25 protein-coding genes and 1 tRNA gene are annotated in these 24,661 nt (G+C 69.5%); 10 read left to right on the top strand and 16 right to left on the bottom strand.

All coding sequences use genetic code 11. The features are described 5' to 3' along the window. Nucleotide 1 precedes the first annotated feature (1 nt). From GN153_RS04125 to GN153_RS04105, 5 genes are all read left to right on the top strand, one after another. The gene (locus GN153_RS04125) at nucleotides 2-937 is read left to right on the top strand and encodes a thiamine pyrophosphate-dependent enzyme (protein ID WP_159900113.1); all 936 of its coding nucleotides are present in this window, start codon (nucleotides 2-4) and stop codon (nucleotides 935-937) included. A 109-nt stretch (nucleotides 938-1,046) separates the two neighbouring features. Next, entirely contained in the window at nucleotides 1,047-1,475 is a 429-nt protein-coding gene (gene lrpA1, locus GN153_RS04120; protein ID WP_159900111.1) for an HTH-type transcriptional regulator LrpA1, read from the top strand. 116 nt (nucleotides 1,476-1,591) lie between these two features. Further along, a complete protein-coding gene (locus GN153_RS04115; protein ID WP_159900109.1) occupies nucleotides 1,592-3,193 on the top strand; it encodes a DHH family phosphoesterase in 1,602 nt (533 codons plus the stop codon). A 47-nt stretch (nucleotides 3,194-3,240) separates the two neighbouring features. Further along, nucleotides 3,241-4,038 carry a CBS pair associated ParBc domain-containing protein gene (locus GN153_RS04110; protein ID WP_159900107.1) on the top strand — a complete coding sequence of 266 codons (798 nt, stop codon included), beginning with the start codon at nucleotides 3,241-3,243 and terminating at the stop codon, nucleotides 4,036-4,038. Nucleotides 4,039-4,128: 90 nt separating this feature from the next. Then, a complete protein-coding gene (locus tag GN153_RS04105; RefSeq protein ID WP_159900105.1) occupies nucleotides 4,129-5,817 on the top strand; it encodes a methylmalonyl-CoA mutase family protein in 1,689 nt (562 codons plus the stop codon). A 29-nt stretch (nucleotides 5,818-5,846) separates the two neighbouring features. On the opposite strand, the gene GN153_RS17645 is transcribed toward GN153_RS04105, so the two are convergent. From GN153_RS17645 to GN153_RS04085, 4 genes are all read right to left on the bottom strand, one after another. Next, the gene (locus GN153_RS17645) at nucleotides 5,847-6,224 is read right to left on the bottom strand and encodes a DUF7520 family protein (protein WP_236544750.1); all 378 of its coding nucleotides are present in this window, start codon (nucleotides 6,222-6,224) and stop codon (nucleotides 5,847-5,849) included. A 239-nt stretch (nucleotides 6,225-6,463) separates the two neighbouring features. Beyond that, on the bottom strand, nucleotides 6,464-8,338 hold the full coding sequence (locus GN153_RS04095) for a cbb3-type cytochrome c oxidase subunit I (RefSeq protein ID WP_236544749.1): 1,875 nt from the start codon (nucleotides 8,336-8,338) through the stop codon (nucleotides 6,464-6,466). A gap of 58 nt (nucleotides 8,339-8,396) precedes the next feature. After that, entirely contained in the window at nucleotides 8,397-8,843 is a 447-nt protein-coding gene (locus tag GN153_RS17640) for a DUF6684 family protein (RefSeq protein WP_236544748.1), read from the bottom strand. A gap of 46 nt (nucleotides 8,844-8,889) precedes the next feature. Continuing rightward, complete coding sequence (locus GN153_RS04085; protein WP_159900103.1) at nucleotides 8,890-9,315, bottom strand: DUF7541 family protein; 426 nt, start codon at nucleotides 9,313-9,315, stop codon at nucleotides 8,890-8,892. Nucleotides 9,316-9,396: 81 nt separating this feature from the next. Between GN153_RS04085 and GN153_RS04080 the strand changes: the two genes are divergently transcribed. Next, the gene (locus GN153_RS04080) at nucleotides 9,397-11,931 is read left to right on the top strand and encodes a DUF7527 domain-containing protein (protein WP_159900101.1); all 2,535 of its coding nucleotides are present in this window, start codon (nucleotides 9,397-9,399) and stop codon (nucleotides 11,929-11,931) included. On the opposite strand, the gene GN153_RS04075 is transcribed toward GN153_RS04080, so the two are convergent. Next, nucleotides 11,928-12,233, bottom strand: coding sequence for a hypothetical protein (locus GN153_RS04075; RefSeq protein WP_159900099.1), 306 nt, complete (start codon nucleotides 12,231-12,233; stop codon nucleotides 11,928-11,930). The genes GN153_RS04080 and GN153_RS04075 overlap by 4 nt on opposite strands. A gap of 201 nt (nucleotides 12,234-12,434) precedes the next feature. Here GN153_RS04075 and GN153_RS04070 point away from each other — a divergent pair, with 201 nt between their 5' ends. The 3 genes from GN153_RS04070 (at nucleotide 12,435) to GN153_RS04060 (ending at nucleotide 14,676) form a co-directional block, all read left to right on the top strand. Beyond that, a complete protein-coding gene (locus GN153_RS04070; protein ID WP_159900097.1) occupies nucleotides 12,435-13,814 on the top strand; it encodes an adenylosuccinate synthase in 1,380 nt (459 codons plus the stop codon). Nucleotides 13,815-13,890: 76 nt separating this feature from the next. Continuing rightward, entirely contained in the window at nucleotides 13,891-14,085 is a 195-nt protein-coding gene (locus GN153_RS04065; RefSeq protein WP_159900095.1) for a methytransferase partner Trm112, read from the top strand. A gap of 33 nt (nucleotides 14,086-14,118) precedes the next feature. Continuing rightward, nucleotides 14,119-14,676, top strand: a complete 558-nt coding sequence (locus tag GN153_RS04060; protein WP_159900093.1) for a DUF7524 family protein — start codon at nucleotides 14,119-14,121, stop codon at nucleotides 14,674-14,676. On the opposite strand, the gene GN153_RS04055 is transcribed toward GN153_RS04060, so the two are convergent. The 9 genes from GN153_RS04055 to GN153_RS04015 form a co-directional block, all read right to left on the bottom strand. Continuing rightward, nucleotides 14,677-15,231: a thermonuclease family protein gene (locus tag GN153_RS04055; protein WP_159900091.1), complete on the bottom strand. Its 555-nt coding sequence runs from the start codon at nucleotides 15,229-15,231 to the stop codon at nucleotides 14,677-14,679. After that, entirely contained in the window at nucleotides 15,231-15,563 is a 333-nt protein-coding gene (locus GN153_RS04050) for a hypothetical protein (protein ID WP_159900089.1), read from the bottom strand. Before GN153_RS04050 ends, GN153_RS04055 begins: the two co-directional genes overlap by 1 nt. A 55-nt stretch (nucleotides 15,564-15,618) precedes the next feature. After that, complete coding sequence (locus GN153_RS04045; RefSeq protein WP_159900087.1) at nucleotides 15,619-16,053, bottom strand: hypothetical protein; 435 nt, start codon at nucleotides 16,051-16,053, stop codon at nucleotides 15,619-15,621. 189 nt (nucleotides 16,054-16,242) lie between these two features. Then, nucleotides 16,243-16,602 carry a hypothetical protein gene (locus tag GN153_RS04040; protein WP_159900085.1) on the bottom strand — a complete coding sequence of 120 codons (360 nt, stop codon included), beginning with the start codon at nucleotides 16,600-16,602 and terminating at the stop codon, nucleotides 16,243-16,245. Nucleotides 16,603-17,023: 421 nt separating this feature from the next. Continuing rightward, a tRNA-Pro gene (locus GN153_RS04035) sits at nucleotides 17,024-17,094 on the bottom strand. Between the two features lie 128 nt (nucleotides 17,095-17,222). Continuing rightward, the gene (locus tag GN153_RS04030; protein WP_159900083.1) at nucleotides 17,223-18,113 is read right to left on the bottom strand and encodes an RNA-guided pseudouridylation complex pseudouridine synthase subunit Cbf5; all 891 of its coding nucleotides are present in this window, start codon (nucleotides 18,111-18,113) and stop codon (nucleotides 17,223-17,225) included. A gap of 9 nt (nucleotides 18,114-18,122) precedes the next feature. Then, nucleotides 18,123-18,707: a (d)CMP kinase gene (gene cmk / locus GN153_RS04025; RefSeq protein ID WP_159900081.1), complete on the bottom strand. Its 585-nt coding sequence runs from the start codon at nucleotides 18,705-18,707 to the stop codon at nucleotides 18,123-18,125. A gap of 120 nt (nucleotides 18,708-18,827) precedes the next feature. Next, a complete protein-coding gene (locus GN153_RS04020) occupies nucleotides 18,828-19,715 on the bottom strand; it encodes a DUF106 domain-containing protein (RefSeq protein ID WP_159900079.1) in 888 nt (295 codons plus the stop codon). 36 nt (nucleotides 19,716-19,751) lie between these two features. After that, nucleotides 19,752-20,411: an adenylate kinase gene (locus GN153_RS04015; RefSeq protein WP_159900077.1), complete on the bottom strand. Its 660-nt coding sequence runs from the start codon at nucleotides 20,409-20,411 to the stop codon at nucleotides 19,752-19,754. 141 nt (nucleotides 20,412-20,552) lie between these two features. Between GN153_RS04015 and hemE the strand changes: the two genes are divergently transcribed. Beyond that, a complete protein-coding gene (gene hemE / locus GN153_RS04010) occupies nucleotides 20,553-21,566 on the top strand; it encodes a uroporphyrinogen decarboxylase (RefSeq protein ID WP_159900075.1) in 1,014 nt (337 codons plus the stop codon). Between the two features lies 1 nt (nucleotide 21,567). Here the strand turns inward: hemE and GN153_RS04005 are convergent, their stop codons facing one another. Together GN153_RS04005 and hemG are read right to left on the bottom strand one after the other, a co-directional pair. Continuing rightward, the gene (locus GN153_RS04005; protein WP_159900073.1) at nucleotides 21,568-23,247 is read right to left on the bottom strand and encodes a potassium channel family protein; all 1,680 of its coding nucleotides are present in this window, start codon (nucleotides 23,245-23,247) and stop codon (nucleotides 21,568-21,570) included. A 78-nt stretch (nucleotides 23,248-23,325) separates the two neighbouring features. Next, a complete protein-coding gene (gene hemG, locus GN153_RS04000) occupies nucleotides 23,326-24,660 on the bottom strand; it encodes a protoporphyrinogen oxidase (RefSeq protein WP_159900071.1) in 1,335 nt (444 codons plus the stop codon). Nucleotide 24,661: the final 1 nt, after the last annotated feature.

The raw sequence follows: 24,661 nt of genomic DNA, 5'->3' as shown, positions 1-24,661 counted from the left end.
TATGAGTGCATTCACAGGGATCGGAGAGGACCGCGAGATAGACCAGGAGGAGTTCACGCCGGGGATCGAGCCACAGGCGACGTGGTGTCCCGGCTGTGGCGACTTCGGCGTGCTGAAGGCGCTGAAAGGCGCCATGCCCGAAGTCGGCCGCACGCCCGACGAGACGCTGCTGGTGACCGGCATCGGCTGTTCGGGGAAACTCTCCTCCTACTTCGAGAGTTACGGCTTCCACAGCATCCACGGCCGGGCGCTCCCGGTCGCCCGAGCTGCGAAGCTCGCCAACCCCGGCCTGGAGGTGATCGCCGCCGGCGGCGACGGCGACGGCTACGGCATCGGCGGCAACCACTTCATGCACACCGCCCGCGAGAACCACGACATCACCTACATCGTCTTCAACAACGAGATCTTCGGGCTGACGAAGGGCCAGACCTCTCCGACCAGCCCGAAAGGCCACAAGTCCAAGACCCAGCCCCACGGCTCCGCGAAGGACCCCGTCCGGCCCATGTCGCTGTCGCTGGCCTCGGGGGCCTCCTACATCGCCCGGACCGCCGCAGTGAACCCCCGGCAGGCCCAGGAGGTCCTCGTTGAGGCCATCCAGCACGACGGCTTTGCCCACATCGACTTCCTGACCCAGTGTCCCACCTGGAACAAGGACGCCAAGGAGTACGTCCCCTACACCGACGTCCAGGACTCCGAGGAGTTCGAGTTCGACACCGGCGACCGCCGCGAGGCGGCCGAGGCGATGTACGAGGCCGAGTCCCGCCTCTACGAGGGCGAGGTGCTGACCGGACGGTTCTACCACGACCCCGACCGCCCCTCCTACGGCGAGGAGAAGCGAGCCCAGGGGGACGTACCCGAAGAGCCCGTCGCCGAGCGGTACTTCGGGGACGGGGAGTGGGAGCGGACCGCCGACGAACTCATCGACCGCCACACCTGAGCCGGGTCGCGTCCCCGTCGGGCGGGCGCTCGCGCACTCGGTGACGGGAGCCCGGCACGGGACTTTCGGGTTCGGAAGGTATTTTTTCACCGACGGCAAAGAACGGTGCATGAGCACCGAAGCGACGGAGAAACAGATCCTCTCCGTGCTGGAGGACGACGCCCAGGCCTCCTACGCCGAGATCGCCGAGCGGGCGGGCGTCTCCAAGCCGACGGTCAGGAAGTACATCCGGAAACTCGAGGAGGAGGGGGTCATCGTCGGCTACTCCGCGGACGTCGACCCCAAGAAGCTGGCGGGTCAGTCGATCGCCATCGTCGGCGTCGACGTCGAGAGCGAGCGTTACGTCGAGGTCACGAACGCGCTCAGGGACCTCGACGCCGTCGAGGCGCTGTACACCTCGAGCGGCGACCACATGCTCATGGCCGAGGTCCGGGCGGGTGACGGCGACGAACTCGGCGAGGTCATCAACCAGGAGATCACGAGCATCGAGGGCGTCGTGGCCTCCCACCCCTCCTTCCTGCAGGAACGGCTGAAGTAAACTACCCTCCCCTACTTCGCTCGGGGGCAATCGCCCCGCTCGCTCCTTGGGGGTGGGGCCTCCGCCTCGAATTAGGTGAGCGCGACCTTTTAGAGTCGGGGGCTCCGACCGGGGGTATGGACACGCGGGTGGTCCTGGGGAGTGGAGCGCCAGCCCGCACGGTCGGCAGCGCCCTCGTCGACCGCAGCGGGGACGGACCGGTCCACGTCGTCACGCCGGAGGAGGCGACCGCCGAACGCATCCGGGAAGGCGGCGGCTCGGCGACGGTGGCCGACCCGACCGACCGGGACGCGCTCGCCGCGGTCGACGGTGTGAGCGGGGTCGTCGTCGCGACGCCGGACCCCGACCTGGCCCTCGGGAGCGCGCGGGCCGCCCGGGCCGCGTACCCGGGGGCGGCCGTGGTTGCCTACCTCGGCGGCGACCGGGAGGACGAGCGGTGGGCGGCCGCGGCCGAACTCGCGGACCGGACGGTCGACGCCGGCGGCGTGGCTACGGACTACCTCCTGGAGCGGGTGACCGAACGAGGGATGCGGGCGCGCCAGCTCCGCCGGGTGCTGCGGGGGGTCGACCGGCTGGCGGTCGTCGCCCACGACAACCCCGACCCGGACGCCATCGCGAGCGCCGTCGCGCTCCAGCGCGTCGCGGTCGCCAGCGGCTGCGAGGCGACGGTCTACCACTACGGGTCGATCGACCACCAGGAGAACCGCGCGCTGGTGAACCTGCTGGGGTTCGACCTGACGAGACTCGACCCGGGCACCGAACCCGACGCCGACGGGGTCGCGCTCGTCGACCACTCGCGGCCGGGCGTCAACGACGGGCTCCCGGGAGAGCAGGACGTCGACGTCGTCATCGACCACCACCCGCCGCGGGGCCCCGTCGAGGGCCGTTTCGTCGACCTCCGGAGCGAGGCCGGCGCCACGAGCACGCTGCTCGTCGACTACCTCGACCGCTTCGGGATGAGGCCGGCGGCGGACCTGGCGACCGGCCTCCTGTTCGGGATCCGGACCGACACCCGGGAGTTCAGGCGGGGGGTGTCGGCGATGGACTTCGAGGCAGGGGCGTGGCTGCTCCCGGAGGCCGACCTGGGTACCCTGGAGCGGGTCGGCTCCCCGAGCATCGGCACCGACACCTTCGAGACGATCGCGGCCGCGATCCGCAACCGCCGCGAGGAGGGGACGGTGGTGCTCAGCTGCGCCGGCCAGCTCACCGACCGGGACGCGCTCGCACAGGCCGCCGACCGGCTGGTCGACATGGAGGGCGTCTCCACGGCGGTCGTCTACGGCGTGATGGAGAGCACGATCCACATCTCGGCGCGCTCGCGGGACCCGGAGCTGGACCTCGGCGCGGCGCTGCGGGAGGCCTTCGGCCGCGTCGGGAGCGCCGGCGGCCACGCGGACATGGCGGGCGCCCAGATAACCCTGGGCGTCCTCGAGGCCGTGGAGGACGAGGAGTCGCTGCTCGACGTCGTCGAGGCCTTCGTCGACAACCGCTTTCTCGAGGCGGCCGACACCGTCCCCGGCCGGGCGGCCGCGAGCCCGACGTCGGTCGAAGCGCTCGTCGACCGGTACCTGTCCCCGGAGGAGAGCGACGCCGTAGACCTCAGCGGCGGGACGCCAGCGCCGGAGGAGGAGTCGGGCTCCGGTGCCGGCGGGACCGATGCGGACCCCGGGGCCGGCGTGGCATCCGACGACGCCCCCGTCTCGGACCGGGGGGAGTGACTCCGGGGCCGGGGAACTTTTCTCCCGGCCGCCCATCCAGGGGAGTGATGACAGACGAGGGAAACCCCACCGTCGGCGACTACATGACCCGGGACGTCGAGACGGTCTCGCCCGACGAGACGGTGGCCGACGTCGCCCGCCGGATCGCCGAAAGCGATAATCACAGCGGCTTCCCCGTCTGCGACGGCCGCCACGTCGAGGGCTTCGTCAGCGCCCGCGACCTCCTGCTCGAGCCCGAGCACGTCCCGGTCTTCCGGGTGATGACGACCGACCTCCTGGTGGCTCACCCGGAGATGGAGGTCGACGACGCCGCCCGCGTGATCCTCCGGTCGGGGATCCAGCGGTTGCCGGTCGTCGACGACGCGGGCAACCTCGTGGGGATCATCTCGAACGCCGACGTGATCCGCAGCCAGATCGAGCGCGCGACCCCCGGCAAGGTCGAGAAACTCCGGGAGACCCTGGAGAACATCCACGACGTCGACACCCGCGAGGAGCGCCGGGACGTCTCCCTTGCCGACCTCACCCCCACACAGGGGAAAGTCTACGCCGACGAACTCGAGGGACGGCGGTACGAGCTCGAGCGGGGGCTCGCGGAGCCGCTGGTGGTCATCGACACCGGGACCGACCTGCTGCTCGCGGACGGCCACCACCGCGTGAAGGCCGCCAGCCGCCTGGACATCGACGAGATGGACGCCTACGTGATCGTCATCGACGAGCCCGTCGACCTGGGGATGGTGAAGACCGCCGAGAAGGAGCAACTCGAGTCGATCGAGGACATCGACGCCGTCGACTACGCCCACCACCCGCTGATCGAGACGACCGAGCGGCTCCGGCGGAACGGCTAGGACCCCGCAGGCGCTGCCCCCGCGGGGCGGCCGCGCGTTGTCCGGTGACTCCCCCGGTATTCTTATTCCCGTGGTGCGAAACGGTGGCACATGTACGACGAGGAGGACCTGGACGCGATCCGCTCCGCCAAGGAGGAGTGGGAGGAGGAGACCCTCGGCCCGGTGCTCGACGCCTACGGCGAGCGCCAGGACCGCTTCGCGACGGTCTCGAACCACGAGCTCGACCGGCTGTACACCCCCGACGACGTCGCCGAGACCGACTACGAGGAGGACCTGGGCCTCCCGGGCGAGCCGCCCTACACGCGGGGTGTCTACCCGACGATGTACCGCGGCCGGACCTGGACGATGCGCCAGTTCGCCGGCTACGGGACCGCCGAGGAGACCAACGAACGGTTTCACTACCTGATCGACGAGGGCCAGACCGGGCTCTCGACGGCCTTCGACATGCCGACGCTGATGGGCCTCGATTCGGACGACCGGATGAGCGACGGCGAGGTCGGCAAGGAGGGCGTCGCGGTCGACACCCTCGACGACATGGCCCGGCTGTTCGACGGGATCGACCTCGGGGAGGTCTCGACCTCCTTCACCATCAACCCCAGCGCGCCGGTCATCTACGCGATGTACGTCGCGCTGGCCGACCAGCAGGGCGTCCCCCGCGAGCAGGTCCGGGGGACCCTCCAGAACGACATGTTCAAGGAGTTCATCGCCCAGAAGGAGTGGGTCATCCCGCCGGAGCCCTCGCTGCGGCTGGTGACCGACGTCATCGAGTTCTCGGTCAACGAGACGCCGAAGTTCAGTCCCGTCTCCATCTCGGGCTATCACATCCGCGAGGCTGGCTCCACCGCCGCCCAGGAGCTGGCCTTCACCCTCGCTGACGGGCTGGGCTACGTCGAGGACTGTCTGGACCGCGGGATGGACATCGACGAGTTCGGCCCAACCCTCTCCTTTTTCTTCAACTCCCACAACGACCTGCTGGAGGAGGTGGCGAAGTTCCGGGCCGGCCGGCGGCTGTGGGCCCGGCTGACTGACGAGTGGTACGACGCCGGCGAGCAGGCCCAGCAGATGAAGTTCCACACCCAGACGGCGGGCCAGTCGCTGACCGCCCAGCAGCCCCTGAACAACATCGTCCGCGTGACCATCCAGGCGCTCGCCGGGGTGCTGGGCGGGACCCAGAGCCTCCACACCAACAGCTTCGACGAGGCGCTGGCGCTGCCCAGCGAGGAGGCCGTCCGGGTCGCCCTGCGCACCCAGCAGATCATCGCCGAGGAGTCCGGCGTGGCCGACACCGTCGACCCGCTGGGCGGGAGCTTCGCCGTCGAGAAGCTGACCGACGAGATGGAGGCCGAAGCACTAGAGTACATCGAGGAGATCAAGGACATGGGCGACGGCTCGGTCCGGGACGGGATCCTGCGGGGCATCGACGACGGCTACTTCCAGCGGGAGATCCAGGACTCCGCCTACGAGTATCAACAACGGGTGGAGCGCGGCGAGGAGGTCGTCGTCGGCGTCAACGAGTACACCATCGAGGAGGACACCCGCCCGGAGACGATGTCGGTCGACAAGGAGACCCAGGACCGCCAGCGCACCCGGCTGGCGGAGACGAAAGAAGAACGCGACGACAGGGAAGTCGAGACCGCCCTCGACGGCGTCCGGGCGGCGACCCGCGAGGGCGAGAACGTCATGCCGGCAGTCATCGAGGCCGTCAAGGCGAAGGCTACAGTCCAGGAGGTCATGAGCGTCTTCGCGGACCACTACGGCAGCTACGGCGGCGGGTTCTGAACGGGGCCGACTCACCGGCTCCCGGAGTATTACTCCTGTTCGCCGCCGTCGACGGCCGCGGTGTCGTAGCGCTGGGAGACGTAGTTCACAGCCAACAGGAGCACGCCGAGCACGAGCGCGACCGTGAGCATGCCGTACAGCGCCACGCCCGCCGGTGTCGGGGGAAGCGAGATGACCCCGAGCAGCCGTGGGTCCAGGTTCTCCGGGCGCGCCAGCCCGATGATGTACCCGAAGACGCCCGTGACCGCGACGAGGGCGACGTAGATGAGGATGACGAAGCGCTTGCCACCCCAGACTGCGGGGTCGGACGTGGCCCCGGAGTCGGGCTCGGTCTCCGGGTTGGCCCCGGGGTCGGACTCCCTGCCGGGGTCGGCTCCCGGGTCCGACCCGGTCTCGGCCTCGGACATATCACGGATTCGGTGCCCAGACGAATAGCCTTTACACATTCCCCGCCAAGGTAGCGGTATGACAGAGAAGGACCTGCTCTTTCTCGTTCTGGCCGGCGTCGCGGCCATGATGTTCGTCACGGGCCTGGTGCTGATCGCGACCGGGTGATACGGCCTCTCGGGCAGGGGACAGAGAGGGGAACGCTACCTCGACTGGCGGGAGAAACGAGAGCGACAGAGAGCCCCAGCGTGTCGTGGTGTCAGACCGCGTCGTCGTCCGAGGACGGCTCGGCGCCGTCGCCCTCAGCGACCGCCGCTTCGCTCGCGGAGCCGCCGTCGGTAGCGACTTCCTCGCCGCCGTCCGTGGCCACCTCGTCACCGCCGTCAGTGACGGCCGTGGTGATGCGGTCCTCGTGCCACTGGAAGTCCTTGTCGACCATTCCGTTCTCCTTCAGGTCCCAGGGGTCGCCGTCCTCGACCTCGGGAGCCTCGAGCCAGGAGGAGACGAAGTTCCACAGGAAGACGACCTGGCCGGCGAAGAGGATGAAGGCACCGACGGAGGCGAGTTGGTGGAACAGCGTGATGAGGTCAAGCGGGGCGCTCGCGACGGTGAGCTGGTAGGAGGCGTACCGGCGGGTCATCCCCAGGTAGCCCAGCACGAGCATCGCGAAGAAGGTGACGTTGGTACCGACCATCGTCAGCCAGAAGTGGGCCTTGCCGAGCTTGCGCTGGTACATCTTCCCGGTGAAGATGGGGTACCAGTAGTAGATGCCGGCGAAGACCGCGAAGGCGATCGCGCCCATGATGACGTAGTGGAAGTGGCCGACGACGTAGTAGGTGTCGTGGAGCACCTCGTCGACGGGGACGGCAGCCAGGAAGACGCCGGTGATCCCGCCGATGATGAAGTTGGCGACGAAGCCGATACAGAACAGCATCGGCGTCGTCAGGCGGATCTTCCCGTTCCACATCGTCGTGATCCAATTGAAGGTCTTGACCGCACTGGGGACTGCGATAGCAAGCGAGACCGCCATGAACGAGGCCCGAAGCCGGGGGTCCATCCCGGTCGAGAACATGTGGTGGGCCCAGACACCGAACGAAAGGACACCGATGGCCAGCGTCGAGTAGACGACGAACTTGAAGCCAAAGAGCTTCCGGCCGGCGAACTTGGGGATGATGAGGCTGACGAGCCCCATCGGCGGGAGCACGAGGATGTACACCTCGGGGTGGCCGAAGAACCAGAACAGGTGTTGCCACAGCATCGTCCCGCCGTTCTCGACGGCGAAGAACATCGTCCCGAGGTTGCGGTCCATCAACAGCATGACCAGCGCGCTCCCCAGAAGCGGGAACGCGAAGAGGATGAGCGCGGACTGGGTGAGGACGGTCCAGGAGAAGATGTCGAGGTTGGCCCAGTTGACGTCGTCGCCGCGCTCGGTGAAGATGGTGGCGATGAAGTTGATCGCCCCCATGGTCGCGGAGACCCCTGTCAGGTGCAGTCCCAGAAGCATCAGGTCGACCCCGGCGGTCGCCTGCGCGCCACAGCCGGTGCCGGAACAGGCCGACAGCGGCGTGTACATCGTCCAGGAGGTCTGGGCGGCCTCGACGGCGCCGCCGGTCAGCGGCTCGAGGAAAAAGCCGGCCCAGATGAGTACCGCGCCCGGGGGAAGCAGCCAGAACGCGATGGCGTTGATCCGGGGGAATGCCATGTCGTCCGCGCCGATCAGAAGCGGGACGAAGTAGTTGGCGAAGGCCGCGATGATCGGCGTCCCGAACAGGAAGAGGAGGGTGATCCCGTGGGACGTCAGCAGAGCGTTATAGAAGTTGTTGCTGAACAGCGCCCCCTCGGGCGAGGTGAGGTGGACCCGCATCAGGAAGGCCATCAGCCCGCCGACCACCAGCGCGATGATGGCATAGGCGCCGTACAGCATGCCGATGTCCTTGTGGTCGACCGTCGTGAGCCAGCGCATGATCCCGCCAGGTTTCTCGCTGTGGGCGTAGCCGGACTCCCCGGCGTGTCCGGCGCCGCCCCCGGCGAGCGGGGTGTACGACTTCCAGTCCTCGATGCGCGTCAGCAGCGCAACGATGGCGACCAGAAGCACCCCCATGAGGGCCGTCAATAGGAGTTGCTCTCCTGCCATGGATCCGATTCAGGACTGGGGGGTAATCAAAGGTTAGGTTCGCGGTTCCCGACCGCGGTCACGCCGTCTCCTCGTCCGCGTCGTCGGCGTCCGATCCGGAGTCGCCCTCGTCGTCGCTCTCAGACGCCGTGCCGTCCCCGTCTTCGCTGTCGCTCTCTCCGTCCTGGTCGTCGCCCTCGTCCAGTTCCGCTGGCTCCTCGTCCTCGAGTTCCTCCCCGTCGTCCCCGGACCCGAGCTCCTCCGTCTCTTCGTCCTCCTCGAGCGCCGCGGCCGCCTCCATCTGGTTCTCCGCGCGCGAGACGGCTGCGCCGGAGTAGTAGGTCAGCGCGGCCAGCGCGACGAACATCGCGCCGATGATCGCGAACTGGATGCTCGAGATGACGCTGCCGAACCCGAAGGGGTTGAAGACGAGGTAGAGAACGATGAACACCAGGAGAATACCCAGCGGGATGAAGTTGACCGTGAGGTCGAGGACGGTTTCACGGTCGAACAGTTCCTTCTCCATACCGGGCATTCGAGAAGGGGAGTAAAATAGCGTGTTGGTTTCCCGCTCAGACGGGCTGGCGACCGGCGACCCGGACCGTGGTGCCGACCGCGGCGAGCAGCACACCGGCGATAGCGACCGCGAACCCGCGGTACGCAAAGCCGTTGGCGGGGTCGAGCAGTCCGCCGACCGCGAGCGTCTCCCCCCACGCGACGACGACGGCTACCCCCAGCAGGCCGAAGAGCGCGCCGATCGACACCATCGCTCGCCAGGACTGACCGATGTAGCCCGACTCCTGGAGGATCGCGCCGACGGTGCCGCCGAAAAGCAGGATGCCGACGACGGTGACCGAGAAAAAGCCCAGGATCACGCCGACCTCGGAGAGGACGAAGCCCAGCGCGACGAACAGCGGCCAGGGGCTCGCCTTCCGGTACTGCTCGCTCAGCCCGGGCTCTATCTCCCGGTCGAGCTCGCTGTCGATGTCCTCGTCCATGGACGCGCGTACGGGGCGCACCGAATTATGTCCGTCGCTTGCCCGCAAAGTATTTGTCCGGCATCGGGTTTGTACACGTAAATGAGCACACGCGTCGCGGACCGGGTCGACGGCTGGAAACAGCAGTCCTTCGCCGACGGCTACCGCGGGCTCGGAGACCTCGCCGACGCGGACTTCTCCGGCGTCGTGCGCGCCGGCGGCGCCGACCTCTACATGACCAAGGGCACCGTCGTCGGCATCGAGGACGGCTCCATCGAGGACTTCGAGGGGGCGAGCGGAACTGCCTACCGCGCCCCCTCGCCGGCGCTGCCCCTGCTGGCGGTGATGCAGAGCCGCGGTGACGAGGTCCGCGCGAAGTACTACACCGAGGACACCCCGATGGCCGAGGTCGACGAGACGCTCTCGGAGGGCGGGTTCACGGGCTACGTCGAGCTCTCGGAGAACGTCCTCAGCGGCGACTACTACCTTGTCTACCACCAGGGGCGGTCGATGAGCGTCGCCTTCGTCGGCAACAGCCAGCAGCTCGTCGACGGGGAGGAGGCCTTCGAGACGGCCAACGACGAGGTCGGCATCTACGAGGTCCGGCCCGCCGAGGTCGACGCCGTCGACATCCCGGAACCCGAGGAGCCCGACCCGGAACCGGAGTCCGGCGCCGGGACAGAGGCGGGAGCGACAGCAGGCACGGCGGCCGGGGCCGACGCTGGTGGCGACGAGCCCCGGGAAGGAAGCGACGATGCCCCGGACCTGGGTGTCGGGGCCGCGGGAGGCGAGCCCGACGCCGGGTCCGGGCGGGGCGGTCCTTCCGATACCGGGCCGGACCGGACCGGCGCGTCCAGCGACGACGGTGCCGGGACCGTCGACGCCGGGGCGACCGGGGACGCCGGCGCGGAGTCGGAAGCGGTCGAAACGCGGGAGAACCCCGGAGAGGGCTCCGGGAGCCCGCAGACCCCAGCCGACGGGCGTGTGGAGGCCGACGCCGAGCCGGACCGGACGGAGCCTGGAGCGGCGCCGGGTGGGGACCGGCCCGACCGACCGGAGAGTGGTCGGCCCCCGGAAGACGCGGAACCCGATACAGGGGCCGGCTACGGTGCCGGCGCCGGGAGCCGCGAGCGCGACGAGGAGGGGGCGGGCCGGGAGGGCGACGGGGCGAGCCCGGACCGGGAGCGCGACGAAGCGGCGGCGGGGCGCGGGCGCGCCGAGCGCCGGCCGGCCGGGGCGGATACCTCCGAGCCCGAGGCAGAGCGGACGGAACCGGACCGGCAGCCAGTCGACGAGCAGGGATCCCACGGGCCGACCGCGGCGACTGCGGGGGCGGCCGGCGGGAGCGGGGCCGACGCACAGCAGGCCGGCGAGGGGGCGGGCGTTGCTCTGGAGACCCGGTCGGTCCCGTCACTCGACCCGGAACGGACGTCGGCTCCGGAGCGAGCGGGCGGAGACGCCAGTCCGGGCGCCGTGCCCGGCGCGGGTGCCGGGTCGAGCCGGAAGACGGCAGCCGGGTCGTCGCCGACCGCGGACCGCGCCGGACCGGAGCCCGAGACCGACCCCGGACGCGAGCAGCGCGTCCACGAACCGGGTGACAGCCGGTCCTCCGGCGCCGAGCCGGACGGGGCCGAACCGGAACAGGAGGCGGCGTCGACCGGGGCTGACCCGGACGCGGAAGGGGAGACCGAAGTAACCGCCGACCTCCGCGAACGGCTCGGGGACCGGGAGGCTGAAGTCGAGCGGCTGGAGACCGAACTCGCGGAGGCGACCGAGCGCCGGGAAGAGCTCGAGACACAGCTCGCGGAGGTTCGCGAGGAGCGCGACGAGCTGGCCGCGGAGGTCGAGCGGCTGGAGACCGAACTCGAGCGCGTCGAGGAGGAGTTCGACGTCGCGACCGGGGCGTCCCAGCGGCTGACCCCTGCGGAGGCGCTGGAGGGGACGGACCTGTTCGTCCGCTACCGGTCGAAAAACGGGACGACTCTGGCCGACGCTCACGACGGCAACGGGCGCCGGGAGGACGTCACCGAGAACCTCCGGCTGGAACAGCACACCCAGTTCGACGCGAGCGAGGTCTCGGTCGACGGCCAGGACTACGACGCGTTCGTCCGGAGCCGGGTCGAGTACCAGTTCGTCACGTGGCTCGTCGAGGACCTGCTCTTCGAGGTGCGGGACACTGGCGGAGCCGACGGGCTGGTCGACCTCTACGACGCGCTGCCCGACGTCGACCGGGCGGAGCTGAACGGGACCGTCGCGGTCAGGTACACCGAGGACGGGACCGAGCAGCGCGACCAGGAGACGTTCGACATCGTGTTGCGCGACCGGATGGGCGACCCGCTGTTCGTGGCGAACCTGAACGACTCCCGACAGGGTGCGACCGAGGGGATGATGGAACGGCTGATCACGGCGGCCGAGCGGGTCGGCGGCTCGAAGGACACGCTCGCGGGCGCGTTTCTCGTGACTGAGAGTTTCTTCGAGCCCGAGGCCCTGGAAACGGCGGCGGAGGCGACCAAAGGCGGGCTCCTCAGCCGCGACAAGCGCAGGAGTTTCGTCAACCTCAGCCGGAAACGCGGCTACCACCTCTGTCTGGTCGAGGCCCGAAACCAGAACTTCAACCTCGCGGTGCCGGAACTCTAGCCTTCAACCTCGGCGACGTCCTCGATTTTCATCCCCTCGAGCTTCTCGATGATGTGGTCGACCTTGCCGTCGAGGTCGTCGACGAACTCCTCGGTCTCCTCGGTCGTGATCGCACCCTGGCTCGAGGGCTCGATGAGGTTCTCCTCCTCCAGAACGCGCAGCGAGTAGCGAACCTTGTGGTGGGGGTAGCCAGTCTCGTTAGACATCTTGACGATCCCGATCGGCTCGTTCTCGATGACCATCCGCAAGACCTGCAGATGGCGTTCCAGCATGTCAACTTCCTTCTCAAGGCGGTCTATCATGGCAAGTGTTAACTTGTGTTGGCCGGATTTAAACCTTGCCGTCAGGGGACGTGAATTGCCGGTAGTCCCCGGCTACACCGGAATGACTTCCCTACCGCGGGGCGATAGTGAACCTTTCGCGCACGGGTATATAAACGCTCGTATAGAGACAAAACGGGCGGACCGTAATCTGTTTACCAGCCACGCGGAAAGGCGGGGATGATGACCGTGACAATCGTCGGGTCGCAGCTCGGCGACGAGGGGAAAGGCGGGGTCGTCGACCTGTTCGGCGACGCCGCGGACGTCGTCGCCCGGTACCAGGGCGGGGACAACGCCGGACACACCGTCGTCCAGGGTGGCGAGGAGTACAAACTCTCGCTCGTACCGAGCGGGGCCGTCCGTGGCAAGGTTGGAGTGCTGGGCAACGGCTGCGTGGTCAACCCGCGGACCCTGTTCGAGGAGCTGGACACCCTCCGCGAACGTGGGCTGGACCCCGACGTGCGCGTCGCCGAGCGCGCGCACGTCATCCTCCCCTACCACCGCGTGCTCGACCAGCTCGAGGAGGACGTCAAATCCGACGACGACCTCGCTGCCGGGACCACCGGCCGCGGGATCGGCCCGACCTACGAGGACAAGGCCGGCCGCCGCGGCGTCCGGGTCGGCGACCTGCTGGACGCCGAGACGCTGCGCGACCGTCTGGAGTACGTGGTCCCCCAGAAGCGGGCGCTGCTCGAGGAGGTTTACGACATCCCGATCGAAGACCACGACGAGGTCGACCCCGACGCCTTCGATATCGAGGTCCTCTACGACCAGTACCGCGAGTTCGGCCGGCGCCTCGAGGCCGAGGACATGACGGTCAACTGCGGGGCGTTTCTCGCCGACCGCCTCGAGGCGGACGAGAGACTCATGTTCGAGGGTGCACAGGGCACCGCCATCGACATCGACCACGGCGTCTACCCCTACGTCACCTCCTCGAACCCCACCGCTGGCGGCGCGGCCGTCGGGACCGGGCTCGGCCCCTCCGTCGTCGGCGACGGCGAAGTCATCGGGATCGTCAAAGCCTACCTCTCGCGGGTGGGGACGGGGCCGCTCCCGACCGAACTCGGCGCTGTCGACGGGCAGACCCCCGAGGACGGCGGTCGACCCGGCGGGGCCGACCTCGCGGAGTACATCCGCGACGAGGGCGGCGAGTACGGCACAGTCACCGGCCGCCCCCGCCGCGTGGGCTGGCTCGACATCCCCATGCTCCGCCACGCCGCCCGCACGAGCGGGTTCACCGGGCTCGCGGTCAACCACGTCGACGTGCTGGCCGGGCTCGACGAGGTCAAGGTCGGCCACTCCTACACGCTCGATGGGGAGAAGCTGCTGACGATGCCGCCGACCACCGAACGGTGGGCCGACTGCGAGGCCAACTTCCGGACCTTCGAGGGGTGGCCGGACGTCGACTGGGAGACCGTCGCCGAGGAGGGCTACGACGCGGTCCCCGAGAACGCCCGCGCCTACCTGGAGTACATCGAGGCGGAACTCGACACGCCGGTCTATGCCGTCGGCGTCGGCCCCGACCGGTCCGCGACCGTCGTCCGGGAATCCCCCTGGGAGTGACCTCGAACCCTCCGGCGGGACCGACCCGGCGGACGAACCCCCACCGCTTTTTACCGTTCCCCCCCTCGCCACCGATATGAAGGAAGACCTGCTCGACATCCTCTGCTGTCCGCTCGACAAGGAAGCGCTCGAACTCGAGGCGACCGAGACCGACGGCGACGAGATCCTCGAGGGGGAACTGGTCTGCACGGAGTGTGGGGAACGCTACCCCATCGAGGACGGCATCCCGAACCTCCTGCCGCCGGACATGCGCGACGAGGCCGCAGCCTGAACCTTTTTGCCCGCGCCACGCCGAGATCCGGCCGTGCCAGACGAGTTGCCCATCCACATCAGCCGCGAGGAACTCCACGCGGTCGAGGCGCCGGCCGGCTTCGAGACCGACGGCTCCTTCGACGTGCGGCTGGTCAACCACGGCAACTCGCTACACGTCCACCTCCACCTCGACGACAGGCTCTCGCGGGTGGCCCGGATGGACGCCACCAACCACTACGTCGAGGGCGACTCCGAGCGCGTCGTCCGCGTCGAGGTGGCCGGGAACCGCGAGGAGGACGCGTTCGGGAAGCTCAAGGTCGTCTCCGCCTACGGCGCGCAGACCCGGTGGGTCGACGTCGAAGTCCTGGCGCCCGAGGAAGGCGGGGGACAGGTCCAGGTCGACGAATCGCTCGGCAAGCCCAGTCCCGAGCCCGAGCCCGAGCGAACGGGGCTCAGAGACCGCCCCGAGGTCCTCGTCGGCGCCTTCGGCCTGCTCGCGCTCGCAATCGCGGGTGCGAGCGTCGCAGTCAGCGGCAGCCTCATGGTGACCGCCGGCGCCCTCGCCGTCTTCGGCGGGGTCGTCGTCGCGGCACTGCTGTTGCTGGAGTAGCTACCGGCACCCCCAGAGCCCACGGCCCTCGGCCTGCGCCCGGTCTTCGACGGTCGCGAACTCGTCCCGGTGCTGGAAGTCAGTGTCGTACAGACGGGCGTGCCCGCGAGCGAGCAGCGCGCGGTTCAGCGACTCGCCGTCGACACTCACGTAGACGAGTAGCCGGCCGTAGGACCCCCGGCGGTCCGCCGTCGGGTCAGTCCGGACGCTGACCGTCCCGCCCTCGAGTGTCTCCTCGACGAAGCCGGTCGCGTTCTCGCCGGCCGCCCGGAGACACGCCCGACCCGCCCGGGAGTCCGGGACGCCCTCGAACTCCGCGGGGTCGTTGTCGGCGTAGGTCTCCGGCGTGTCGACCCCGAGCAGCCGGACCGTCTCCACCCCGCCGTCGGGCATCCGGACCTCCAGCGTGTCGCCGTCGACCACCTCGGCGACCGCCACTTCGCGGTCGACGGCCGGGGTCGTGTCGCCGGGGTCCGGGGCGACGGAGAGGCCGGCACAGCCAGCGAGGAGGAGGAGCCCGACGAACGCGAGCAGGGCGGTCCCGGGGCGTCGCATCACGAGCCGGAGCGGGTCGGCCGCAGCCGGACGGTCGCCGACCGGAGGCTGCTGCGCTCGATGTAGACGACAAACAGCAGTATCAACAGGCTGTTGAGGATCAACACGCCGATGTTCGAGACGCCGGGCGTGCCGGTCCGGAGCGACTCCAGGATGGCGTAGCCGAAGACGACGAACTCGGCCATCGCCACCGCGAGAATGCTCCCGGCAAGGAGTGTAGAGTCCGGGCGCTCGCCCGACGGGCCGTCGTGGTAGACAAAGCGAGCGAAGGCGACGACGGCCAGCAGCGCGTTCACCGCGAGCGAACCGAGCAACAGGAGTCCGACAACCATACCTGCTCTTTGGAGTTCAGTCTGTATAAACGTTCGACGCGGGCCGGCGCCCGTGTCAGCTCCCGCCGCTGGACTCGGTGAAGGTGATCGTCGTCCCCTCGCGCTCCCAGACGACCTGGATATCGTAGTCCGAACTTCCCCCGAGCGCGAGCGAGTCGAAGGGGGCGATCATGTCCCCGTTTTCGCCGCCGGAAACGTTGCCGCCCAGCTCCGACCAGCTCCCGGTGCTGTCGACCCCGTCACCCCTGACGTAGACGTCCTCGGGGGAGAGCTCGACGCTCGACGCGTAGGTGATCTCGACCTGGCCGGCGTCGCTGTTGTACTCGACGGCGAAGTCGAGTTCGCTGCCGCCCTGTGGCGTCTCGACGTCCGCCGTCGGCGTCGAGTCCCCTCCCCCCGAACAGCCGGCCAGCGCGCCGGCCGCCGCGACCGCCGTGAGCCCGCCGACGCTCTTCAGTGTGTCCCGCCGTGACAGCCGTTTCTTTCCCATATTTTGCCCCGAGATGGCAATCCCTGAAATACGTTACTATTCGAATTTTTCTCCGGATTTTCGACAGACGTAACACGATCCAAAAATGTAGATTGAACGACACCACGAGCGCGCCGGCGGTAGCGGGGTCGGGAATAGCTGGGGGCTCCGCAGCCGACCCCGGGTCAGCGAACTCCCGGAGAAGGGCCGCTATACGCCGGGGACGCCGAGGGCTTCGAACGCCGCGATGTCCAACAGCGCCAGGACGTACAGGACAGCGAGAGAGGCGGCCCAGGCGACGAACGCGATCGCGACAGCTTTGAGGTAGCCACCGGGGTAGCGGAGGTTGATCACCGTCACGTAGGCGAACAGCGCTGCAAGCGGGCCGAGCAACGGGATCCAGCCAAGAAAGAAGGCCACCACGGACCAGACGATGGCGCCGATCAGCGCCGTCACGATGGCGTACCGGTAGTCGTCGCGACCGGCGATCACACGGGCACCGACGTAGATCCCCAGTGCCCCGATCAGGAGGCTGACGACGAACACGACGACGCTATCGACGAGTGTCATACTCTCCTTTCCCCGAAGCCGCGAATAAGAATACGCGACCTATCTGCAGTAGTCCCGGGCAATCCTGCCTGTAGTGGCCCCACCGCACCCACTCAGGTATCTGCCAGGAACGGGAGGAGGGGAGCGGTTAGATTCGAGCCGCCGTCCCCAAACTGCGGTCTCGGTCCTGTGGCTGGTCTGGCTCGAGGGAGCGACGATCCGACACCTCCAACAGCGTCGAAAAATCGGGACGGAAAGCTGCTATCACTCGTTTTGGGGTGGATCCGCCGAGGTGAATGGCTCACTAGTGACGCCGTTCACCCGGACACCGCGTGAGCAGCCGGACGCGAACGAAGTGAGCGGCCGGTCTTTTTCGCCCACGTTTTTGCCGCGAGAGGTGCGCGAGCGAAGCGAGCGCACCCGAGCGGGAAAAAGGTGGTAGTGGGACCGCCGAGATTCGAACTCAGGTCCGACGCACCCCATGCGCCGAGGATACCGCTACCCCACGGTCCCGCACTCGGTGGTGGGACGGTGCCGGGATTAAGCCCTTCGATCCCCTCATCGTGACTGGCGTCGTCGTTCCGGTATCGACCGCCCGACTGCGGGCGCTCACACCGGGAAAACAGCTACAGCGGTCACTATCAGACGAGGACGCGGTCGGTGTCGACGACGGTCCCGCGGTCGGCGCCGGGGTCACCGACCAGCGAGCCCAGCGCCACCGCCGACCCGTTCGGGATGGTGCAGACGACAAGGTCACCCTCCTCGGGCCGGCCGCCGCCGTGTGGGGCGGGTCGGGTCTCCAGGACGCCCGGCGCGTAGACGGGCGCACCCTCGGCCACCTCGCGGGCGGCGCTCCCGGCGATGACCACCCGCGGGAGCCCCGCGAGCGCCTCCTCGGCCGGCGCGACGGCCTCCCGGAGCGGGCCCGCCTCGCCGTCCTCCCGCCAGAAGGCGAGCGCGTCGGCGAGGTCGTGCAGCGTCACCAGCGAGGTGTCGTCGAAGCGGCCGGTCGCGGTCCGGCGGAGGTCGCCCATGTGCGCGCCCGTCCCGAGCGCGAGCCCGAGGTCGTGACACAGCTTCCGGACGTAGGTGCCGGCCTCGCACTCGATACGGAGCAGGACCTGCCGGCCGTCGCGGTCGAGGACCTGCAGTTCGTGGACCCGGCGGACGCGGCGCTCGCGGACGACCGCGCTCTTTCGCGGGGGCGTCTGGTAGATATCGCCCTCGAACTCCCCGAGCACCGCCTCGAAGTCCGCGGGCGGCGGCCCCTGCAGTTCCAGCACGGCGACGTACTCCTTGCCGAGGCCGTCGAAGACGCGGGCGGCGCGGGTCGCCCGGCCGAGCAACAGCGGGAGCGAGCCGGTCACCTTCGGGTCGAGAGTGCCGGCGTGGGCCGCCCGCTGCTGGCCGGTCATGTCGCGGACCCACCCGGCGACCTGGTGAGCGGAGGGACCGGGCGGCTTGTCGAGGTTGACCAGGCCGAAGGCGAGCAGGTCTGCGGGCGAGCGTTCGTCGGGCGGGTCGGGGAGCATCGACGGGGGTCAGCCCTCGAAGTCGTACTCGACGCCGGGGACCGGGAACGCCCCCTCGTCCCCGTCGGGGTCGTACCGCTCGGCCGCTCCGAGAACGATCCCCAGCACGCCGTCGGGGTCCCAGCGGGCCGTGTTGACCACCAGGTCGTATATCGAGCGGTCCTCGATGTCGATCCCGTAGTAGTCGAGATAGCGGCCGGCCTCGCTCTCGGCGCGGGCCCGGGTCTCCTCGCGGGCCTGGTCGACGGGTTTCCCCTCGCGCTCGGCGATACGCTCGGCTCGCACACGCGGGGGCGCGTCCAGCCACACCCGCAGGTCGGCGTACTCGCCGGCCATCCACCCCGAGAGCCGCGACTCGAGGACGAGGTCGTCGCGTTCCCGGGCCGTCGTTCGGAGCCGCCGGTCGAGGTCGCGGTCGATCGCGTCGTCCTCCTCGGCGCGACGGTTGAGCTGGAGCGGTGTCAGTCCGCGCTCGTCGGCGATCGAGCGGAAGATGTCGCCGCCGGAGACGTGGTCGTACCCCAGCCGGTCGGCCAGGTCGGCAGCGAGCGTGCTCTTGCCGCTGCCCCCGGGACCGGAGACGGTGATCAGCATATCTACGCTGGCATCGGCAGGGGCAAAGAGGTTGCGAGTCGGCTCCGGCGCGGCCGTGTCACGGGGTCTCCTGGCGGTCCGAGGCGGGCGGGGGCAGCGAAGAGCGTGTGGCGGAGCGGGTCAGGTCCCGGTCGGCGAGACCTGCACGTTCAGCGCCTTCCGCATGATCTGCGAGAAGCTGAGCGAGCAGACGAAATACCAGACCAGCCACAGCTGGATCGGTCCGACCACGGCCGTCTGCCAGGTCGACACCTCGCCGACCAGCGGCAACACCATCGCGGTCCCGGTCTCGATGACGTGGCCGTCGAGCACCATCCAGTAGATCCACAGGAAGACGGGGATGGTGAGCAACATGATCCACACCATCGGGCGGAACTGGGCCTTGAACACGCCCAGGTCCATCTCCTCCATCTGCTCCTGGCGCAGCTCCTTGACGCGCTCGTCGTCGCCGCGCTCCTTGGCCTCCTCGATCTTCTCTTTGAACTCCTGTTGGGTCTCCTGGTAGTCGGACATGATGGAGGTGTCCATCATGTTGTCCTGGAGGACAGCGGTCCACAGCCCCGTCGCCAGCGCGAGGATCAACACCACGACGTGGAAGGGCAGCGTTGCGTTCAGCGGCCCCAGCACCAGGTTGATCCCGTCGCCGGCGATGACGTCCCGGAGCCCCTGCTGGGAGTAGGCCAGAAAGAGCAGGAGGACGCCGAGGCCGGCGAGCTTGTCCCGTCGCGACCAGCTGAGGTCTTTCTCCTCGCTTTCGGCGGGCTCGGCCTCGGAGAGCGCCTCGCGGACGCCCTCCGGGTCGTCGAGGACGAACCCGTCACCGTCGGCGTCGACGAGCAGGCCCGACTCGATGAGCCGGCCCCACTCGCCGCTGGAGAGGTCGTCGCTGACGTCCCCCCACGAGACGGTACCTTTCTCGTCGGCGACGGCGAGGACTGCCGACAGCGCGTCGGCCATCTCCTCGCCGTCGCCGACGAGGTCCTCGACCCTTCGCTCGGTCTTTGCCATCGTTGTGTTGTGTTGTCGGCGTCGGTTATGAACCTTTTACTCCGCGTCCCCGACCCGCTCGCGGACTGCGGCGTCGATGTCCGCCCAGACGTCGGCGGGGGGCTGTTCGCCGTCGACCGCCACGAAGGCGTCGTGGTCGCGGTAGTGCTCGACCACCGGCGCGGTGTTCTCGTCGAAGACGTCCAGCCGGTTCTCGACGGCCTCCGGGCGGTCGTCCTCGCGCTGGACGAGCTCGCCGCCACACTCGTCACAGACGCCTTCCTCCTCGGGCTGGTCGAACTCGACGTGGTAGTTGGCGCCACACTCGTCACAGACCCGGCGGCCGGTCAGCCGGTCGACGAGCTCCTCGCGGGAAACCTCGAGCGAGAGGACCACGTCGAGGTCGGTCATCCCCTCGAGCTCCTCGGCCTGCTCGAGGTTCCGGGGATAGCCGTCGAGGACGAACCCGTCGGCCGAGGACAGGGCCTCCTCGACGATGGCGTTGACCACGGCGTCCGGGACGAGGTCACCGGCCTCCATGTACGCGCGGGGCGTGTCGTACTCCGTGTCCATGTCGGAGATGTCCATGTCCTTGTTCGACCGGAGCGCGTCCCCGGTGGTGACGTGCTCGACGCCGTATTCCTCGGCGATGTTCCCGGACTGGGTCCCCTTGCCGGCCCCCGGCGGCCCCAGGATCAGGATGTGTGGCTGGCTCATAGCTTCCGCTTCCGGTCGCGGGGATAAATGGTTGTCCAAACGCCGCCGGCGGGCCGAGGCGCATGCGGGGGCACAGGGCGGTCCGCAGTCGGCGCCCCCGGATGGAAAGCCCTTATCAGGCGACCCGCCAAGTGCCGGACAATGGGAGCCGACCACCTGCTCGTCCGCGCGGCCCGCGGGGAGCGCACGGAGCGCCCGCCGGTCTGGCTGATGCGCCAGGCCGGCCGCCACATCCCCGAGTACCGCGAGCTTCGCGAGGAGTACTCCTTCCTCGAGGCGATCAAGAACCCGGAGGTCGCAACCGAGATCACCCTGCTCCCCTGGGAGTACTACCGCCCGGACGGGCTGGTGATGTTCTCGGACATCCTCACCGTCCTCGAGCCGCTTGGCTTCCCGTATCACATCGAATCCGGCGTCGGCCCGGTCGTCGAAGAGCCCGTCGAGGGGCCCGACGACGTGGACCGGAGCCACGGCGACGTGGCCGAGGAACTGGACTACGTCGGGGAGCTGCTGGTGCGGCTGAACCGCCGTGTCGGGGACGAGACCGCCATCATCGGCTTCGCCGGCGGACCGTTCACCCTCGCCTCCTACGCCGTCGCGGGCGGGCCCAGCAGGACGAACATGCCACTGCGGCGGCTCCGGGCCCGCCACCCCGAGGCCTTCCGGACGCTGCTTTCCTCCTTCGCGGACATCGTGCGCGAGTACCTGGCCTTCCAGGTCGGCAACGGCGCCGACGTCGTCCAGCTGTTCGACACCTACGCCGGGAGCCTCTCGCCCGCCGACTACCGCGAGTTCGTCCTCCCGTTACACCGGGAGATCCTCGCGGGCCTCGATGCCCCCTCGATAATCTTCGTGCGACAGATGGGCGGTCGGCTCGGCCAGCTCGCCGACAGCGGGGCCGACGTCGTCGGGCTGGACTGGACCGTCGACATGGCCGAGGCCCGCGACCGGCTGGGCGAGACGCCCGTCCAGGGCAACCTCGACCCCTCGGACCTGTTCGCGGAGCCGGCGACGGTCCGCGAGCGCACCCGCGAGGTCATCGAGAAGGCCGGCCCGGCCGGGCACATCCTGAATCTCGGCCACGGCGTCAACAAGGACACCCCCGTCGAGTCCGTCGAGGCCTTCGTCGAGACGGCCAAGTCCGTCCGGCGGTAGCTCAGGCCGACTCTTCCCTCGAGACCTCGAACCGCTTTTCGAACTGCTGGACCGCCTCGTCGGTCCCCACCAGCACCAGCTGCTCGTCGCCGGTGAGCTCGCGCTGGGGGTCGACGGTCGCCGACAGGGAGTCCCCGTCGTCGACAGCGACGACCCGGCAGCCGGTGGTCTCGTAGATCCCCGAAGAGGCGATAGTCGAGCCGGCGAAGGGGGTCGCGGGAACCCGGATCAGGCGGATCTGGCTCGCCGGGGCGAGCACGTCCTCGCCGCGGAGTTCGCCCGCGACCATCCGGGCGGAGACCTGGGGGACCGACAGCACGTAGTCCGCCCCGGCGCTGAGCGCCTTGGCCGTGGCGTCGGTGTCGCTGACCCGCACGAGGGTCTCGATGTCCGAACGCAGCGACCGCACGGTCACCGTCGTCAACAGCGCCGCGGAGTCGTCGGGCAGCCCGACGATGACCGCGCCGGCGTCCTCGATGCCGGCCTCCCGGAGGGTCCGTTTCGTGCGGGCGTCGCCGACGACGTCCACGCCCTCGCCGTCCCTGGTGTCGATAGTCACGGTTTCGATGCCGGCCGCTTCCAGAACCGCCAGTGCGGGCCGGCCGACCTCGCCGTGCCCGGCGACGACGACGCGTTCGTGCCCGCGAAGCGAGCGCGCCGGGCGGGTGAACTCGCTCAACTCCTCCAGGGAGCTGTGTCCCCCCGAGACGAGCAGGACCGTGTTCGGCCGGATGACCGCGTCGGGGTCGGGCGGGAGCTGGAGCTCGCCGTCGACCCAGGCGCCGATGATGTTCGCCCCGGTGCGCTCCCTGATCCCGGAGTCCCGGACCCGGGTGCCGACGAGCTGGCTGTCGTAGTGGACCGGGATCTCCGTCACCTCGATGTCGGCGCCGAGCTCGATGGTGTCGCGAAGCCCGCCCCCGAAGGAGGCCACGGCTTTCTCGGCCAGCCGCCGCCCGAGCACCGCCCGCGGCGAGAGGACGCTGTCCGCGCCCGCGTCGAGGAGCACGTCCTCGAGGTCGCTGTCGTCGGTCAGCGCCACCACTTCGACGTCCCCGCGGACCGACCGGACCGTCAGGATCGTGTTGACGTTGGCGTCGCCGGCGTCCGTGATGACCGCCCGGGCGGTGTCGATGCCGGCGCGCCGGAACGACTCCGCCTCCTGTGGGGAGCCGTGGATGACCGAGTAGCCGGCGTCCGACAGCGACCTGGCCTCCTCCTTGTCGGAGGAGATCAGCACGTAGTCGACCCCCAGTTCGCCGAGTTCGTCGAGCAACACCGCCGAGTCCCGGCGGTACTCGCAGATCACGACGTGGTCGCTTTTCGGCGTCAGGCGGCTGTCCAGGTTGACCTCCGCCTCGGAGAACAGCGGGATGATGATGAGCCGGAGGGTGAAGAAGCCGATCGCGATCCCACTGAGTTGCATGAACACGACGAAGCCGTTCATCACCGGGGTGGCCCACGGCGAGTCCGCGCCGTAGCCCGTGGTCGTCATCGTCTCGGTCACCGTTTGAAACGACCGGAAGACCGACTGCGGGCGCCCCTCGAAGACCCGCATCCCGGCGTTGTACAGCAGCGTGTACAGCAGGACCACACCCACGATGGCGAGCACGTAGTAGACGACCAGGCGGTTCCGCCGGGAGAGGTCGATGTCCTCGAGCCGCCCTGGCATCGGGGTCATGCCGAACGCACGGACGGTTCGCCGCCCGAGGCAAAAACCCACCGGCGCCGCCGGCGACCCCCACGGCGGACGACGGGACTACCCACCTGCGAGTTCCTCGGCCACCTGCGTCGCCTCGCGCACGCGGCTCGGGATCCCCATCCGCGCCGTGTAGTTGGTCGCCAGGTGGACCCCCGGCGGGGTCTCGACCTCCTCGGTCCCCCACCAGGTGTGGTCGTAGGCGGGGAACCACCGCTCGCGGCGTTCAACGTCGAGCACCGTCGCTCCGGTCCCCGTCGCCCGCTCGAACTCCCGGCGGGCGGTCTCGCCCAGCCGGTCGTCGGACTCCTCCAGCAGCTCCGGTTCGTGCATCCCACCCAGAAAGGCCGTACAGAGGTTGTCGCGCCCGAACAGGACGCCGTTGAACGAGACGCCGAGCGTGTGCAACTCCTCCTGGTAGCTGACCTGGTAGCCGAGGCCGTCGGCGGGCTGGCCCTCGCTCTGCAGGTAGACCAGCGCCAGGGGATTGTAGGTCAGCTCCCGGAGCCGGTCGGCGCCCGGCGCGACCCCCTCCAGAAGCTCGCCGGCGACGCCCGCCGGTGCGGTCACCACGACGTGGTCGGCCGCGTAGCTGTCCCCGGCCGTCTCGACCGTGTAGCGCGGCCCCTGTCCGGAAGCGCTTCCGGTCGCCGCCCCGCCGTCCGCCGCGGCCGCGACGGAGTCCGGGGGCGTCGCCTCGCCGGCGGGACGGATCGCCGTGACCGGTTCGCCGAGGCGGACGCGGTCGTCGTACCGGCCGGCAAGCGCCTCGGGGAGTCGCTGGAGGCCGCCCTCGATGGTCGCGGGCGGGGCCTTCTCGCCCTGCCCGACCCGCTCGAGGAACGCACGGAGCATGCTGCCGGCCTCTTCCTCCCGCTCCATCAGCCCCGAGAGGGCGAAGGCGGCGGGCATCTCCGCAGGGTCGGAGCCGTAGAGCCCGCCGTACAGCGGGCCGATGAAGCGCTCGTATGCCTGCCGGCCGAACTTCCGGGTGAAGGTGTCGGCGACGGTCTCCTGGTCGATCCCCGGGCGGGTCAGCGGCTCCGCGAGCAGCCGGAGTTTCGCCGGCCAGGACAGCAGGTCCGTCCGGAGGAAGGCGTCCCTGGAGGTCGGTGCCTCCCGCAACTGACCGTCCGCGTAGACGAAGAGCGTCCCGTCCCCGGCAGTGACCAGCTCGTCCTCCAGGCCCGCGGCCCCGACGAGCTCGCGCACGCCCGGCGTCGCGCGCATCCGCTGGGGACCGACCTCGGCGACAGTCCCGTCGACCGGGCGGGACTGGATCACCCCGCCGGCCGCCTCTCTCGCCTCGAGCGCGACGCTGTCGACGCCCCGCTCGGCGAGCTCGTGAGTCAGCGCGAGCCCGGTGATCCCCGCCCCGACGGTGACGACGCGCATG

It is taken from the genome of Salinirussus salinus (genome assembly GCF_009831455.1).
GTDB lineage: Archaea > Halobacteriota > Halobacteria > Halobacteriales > Haloarculaceae > Salinirussus > Salinirussus salinus.
This window is presented reverse-complemented; position numbering and strand designations above follow the sequence as displayed.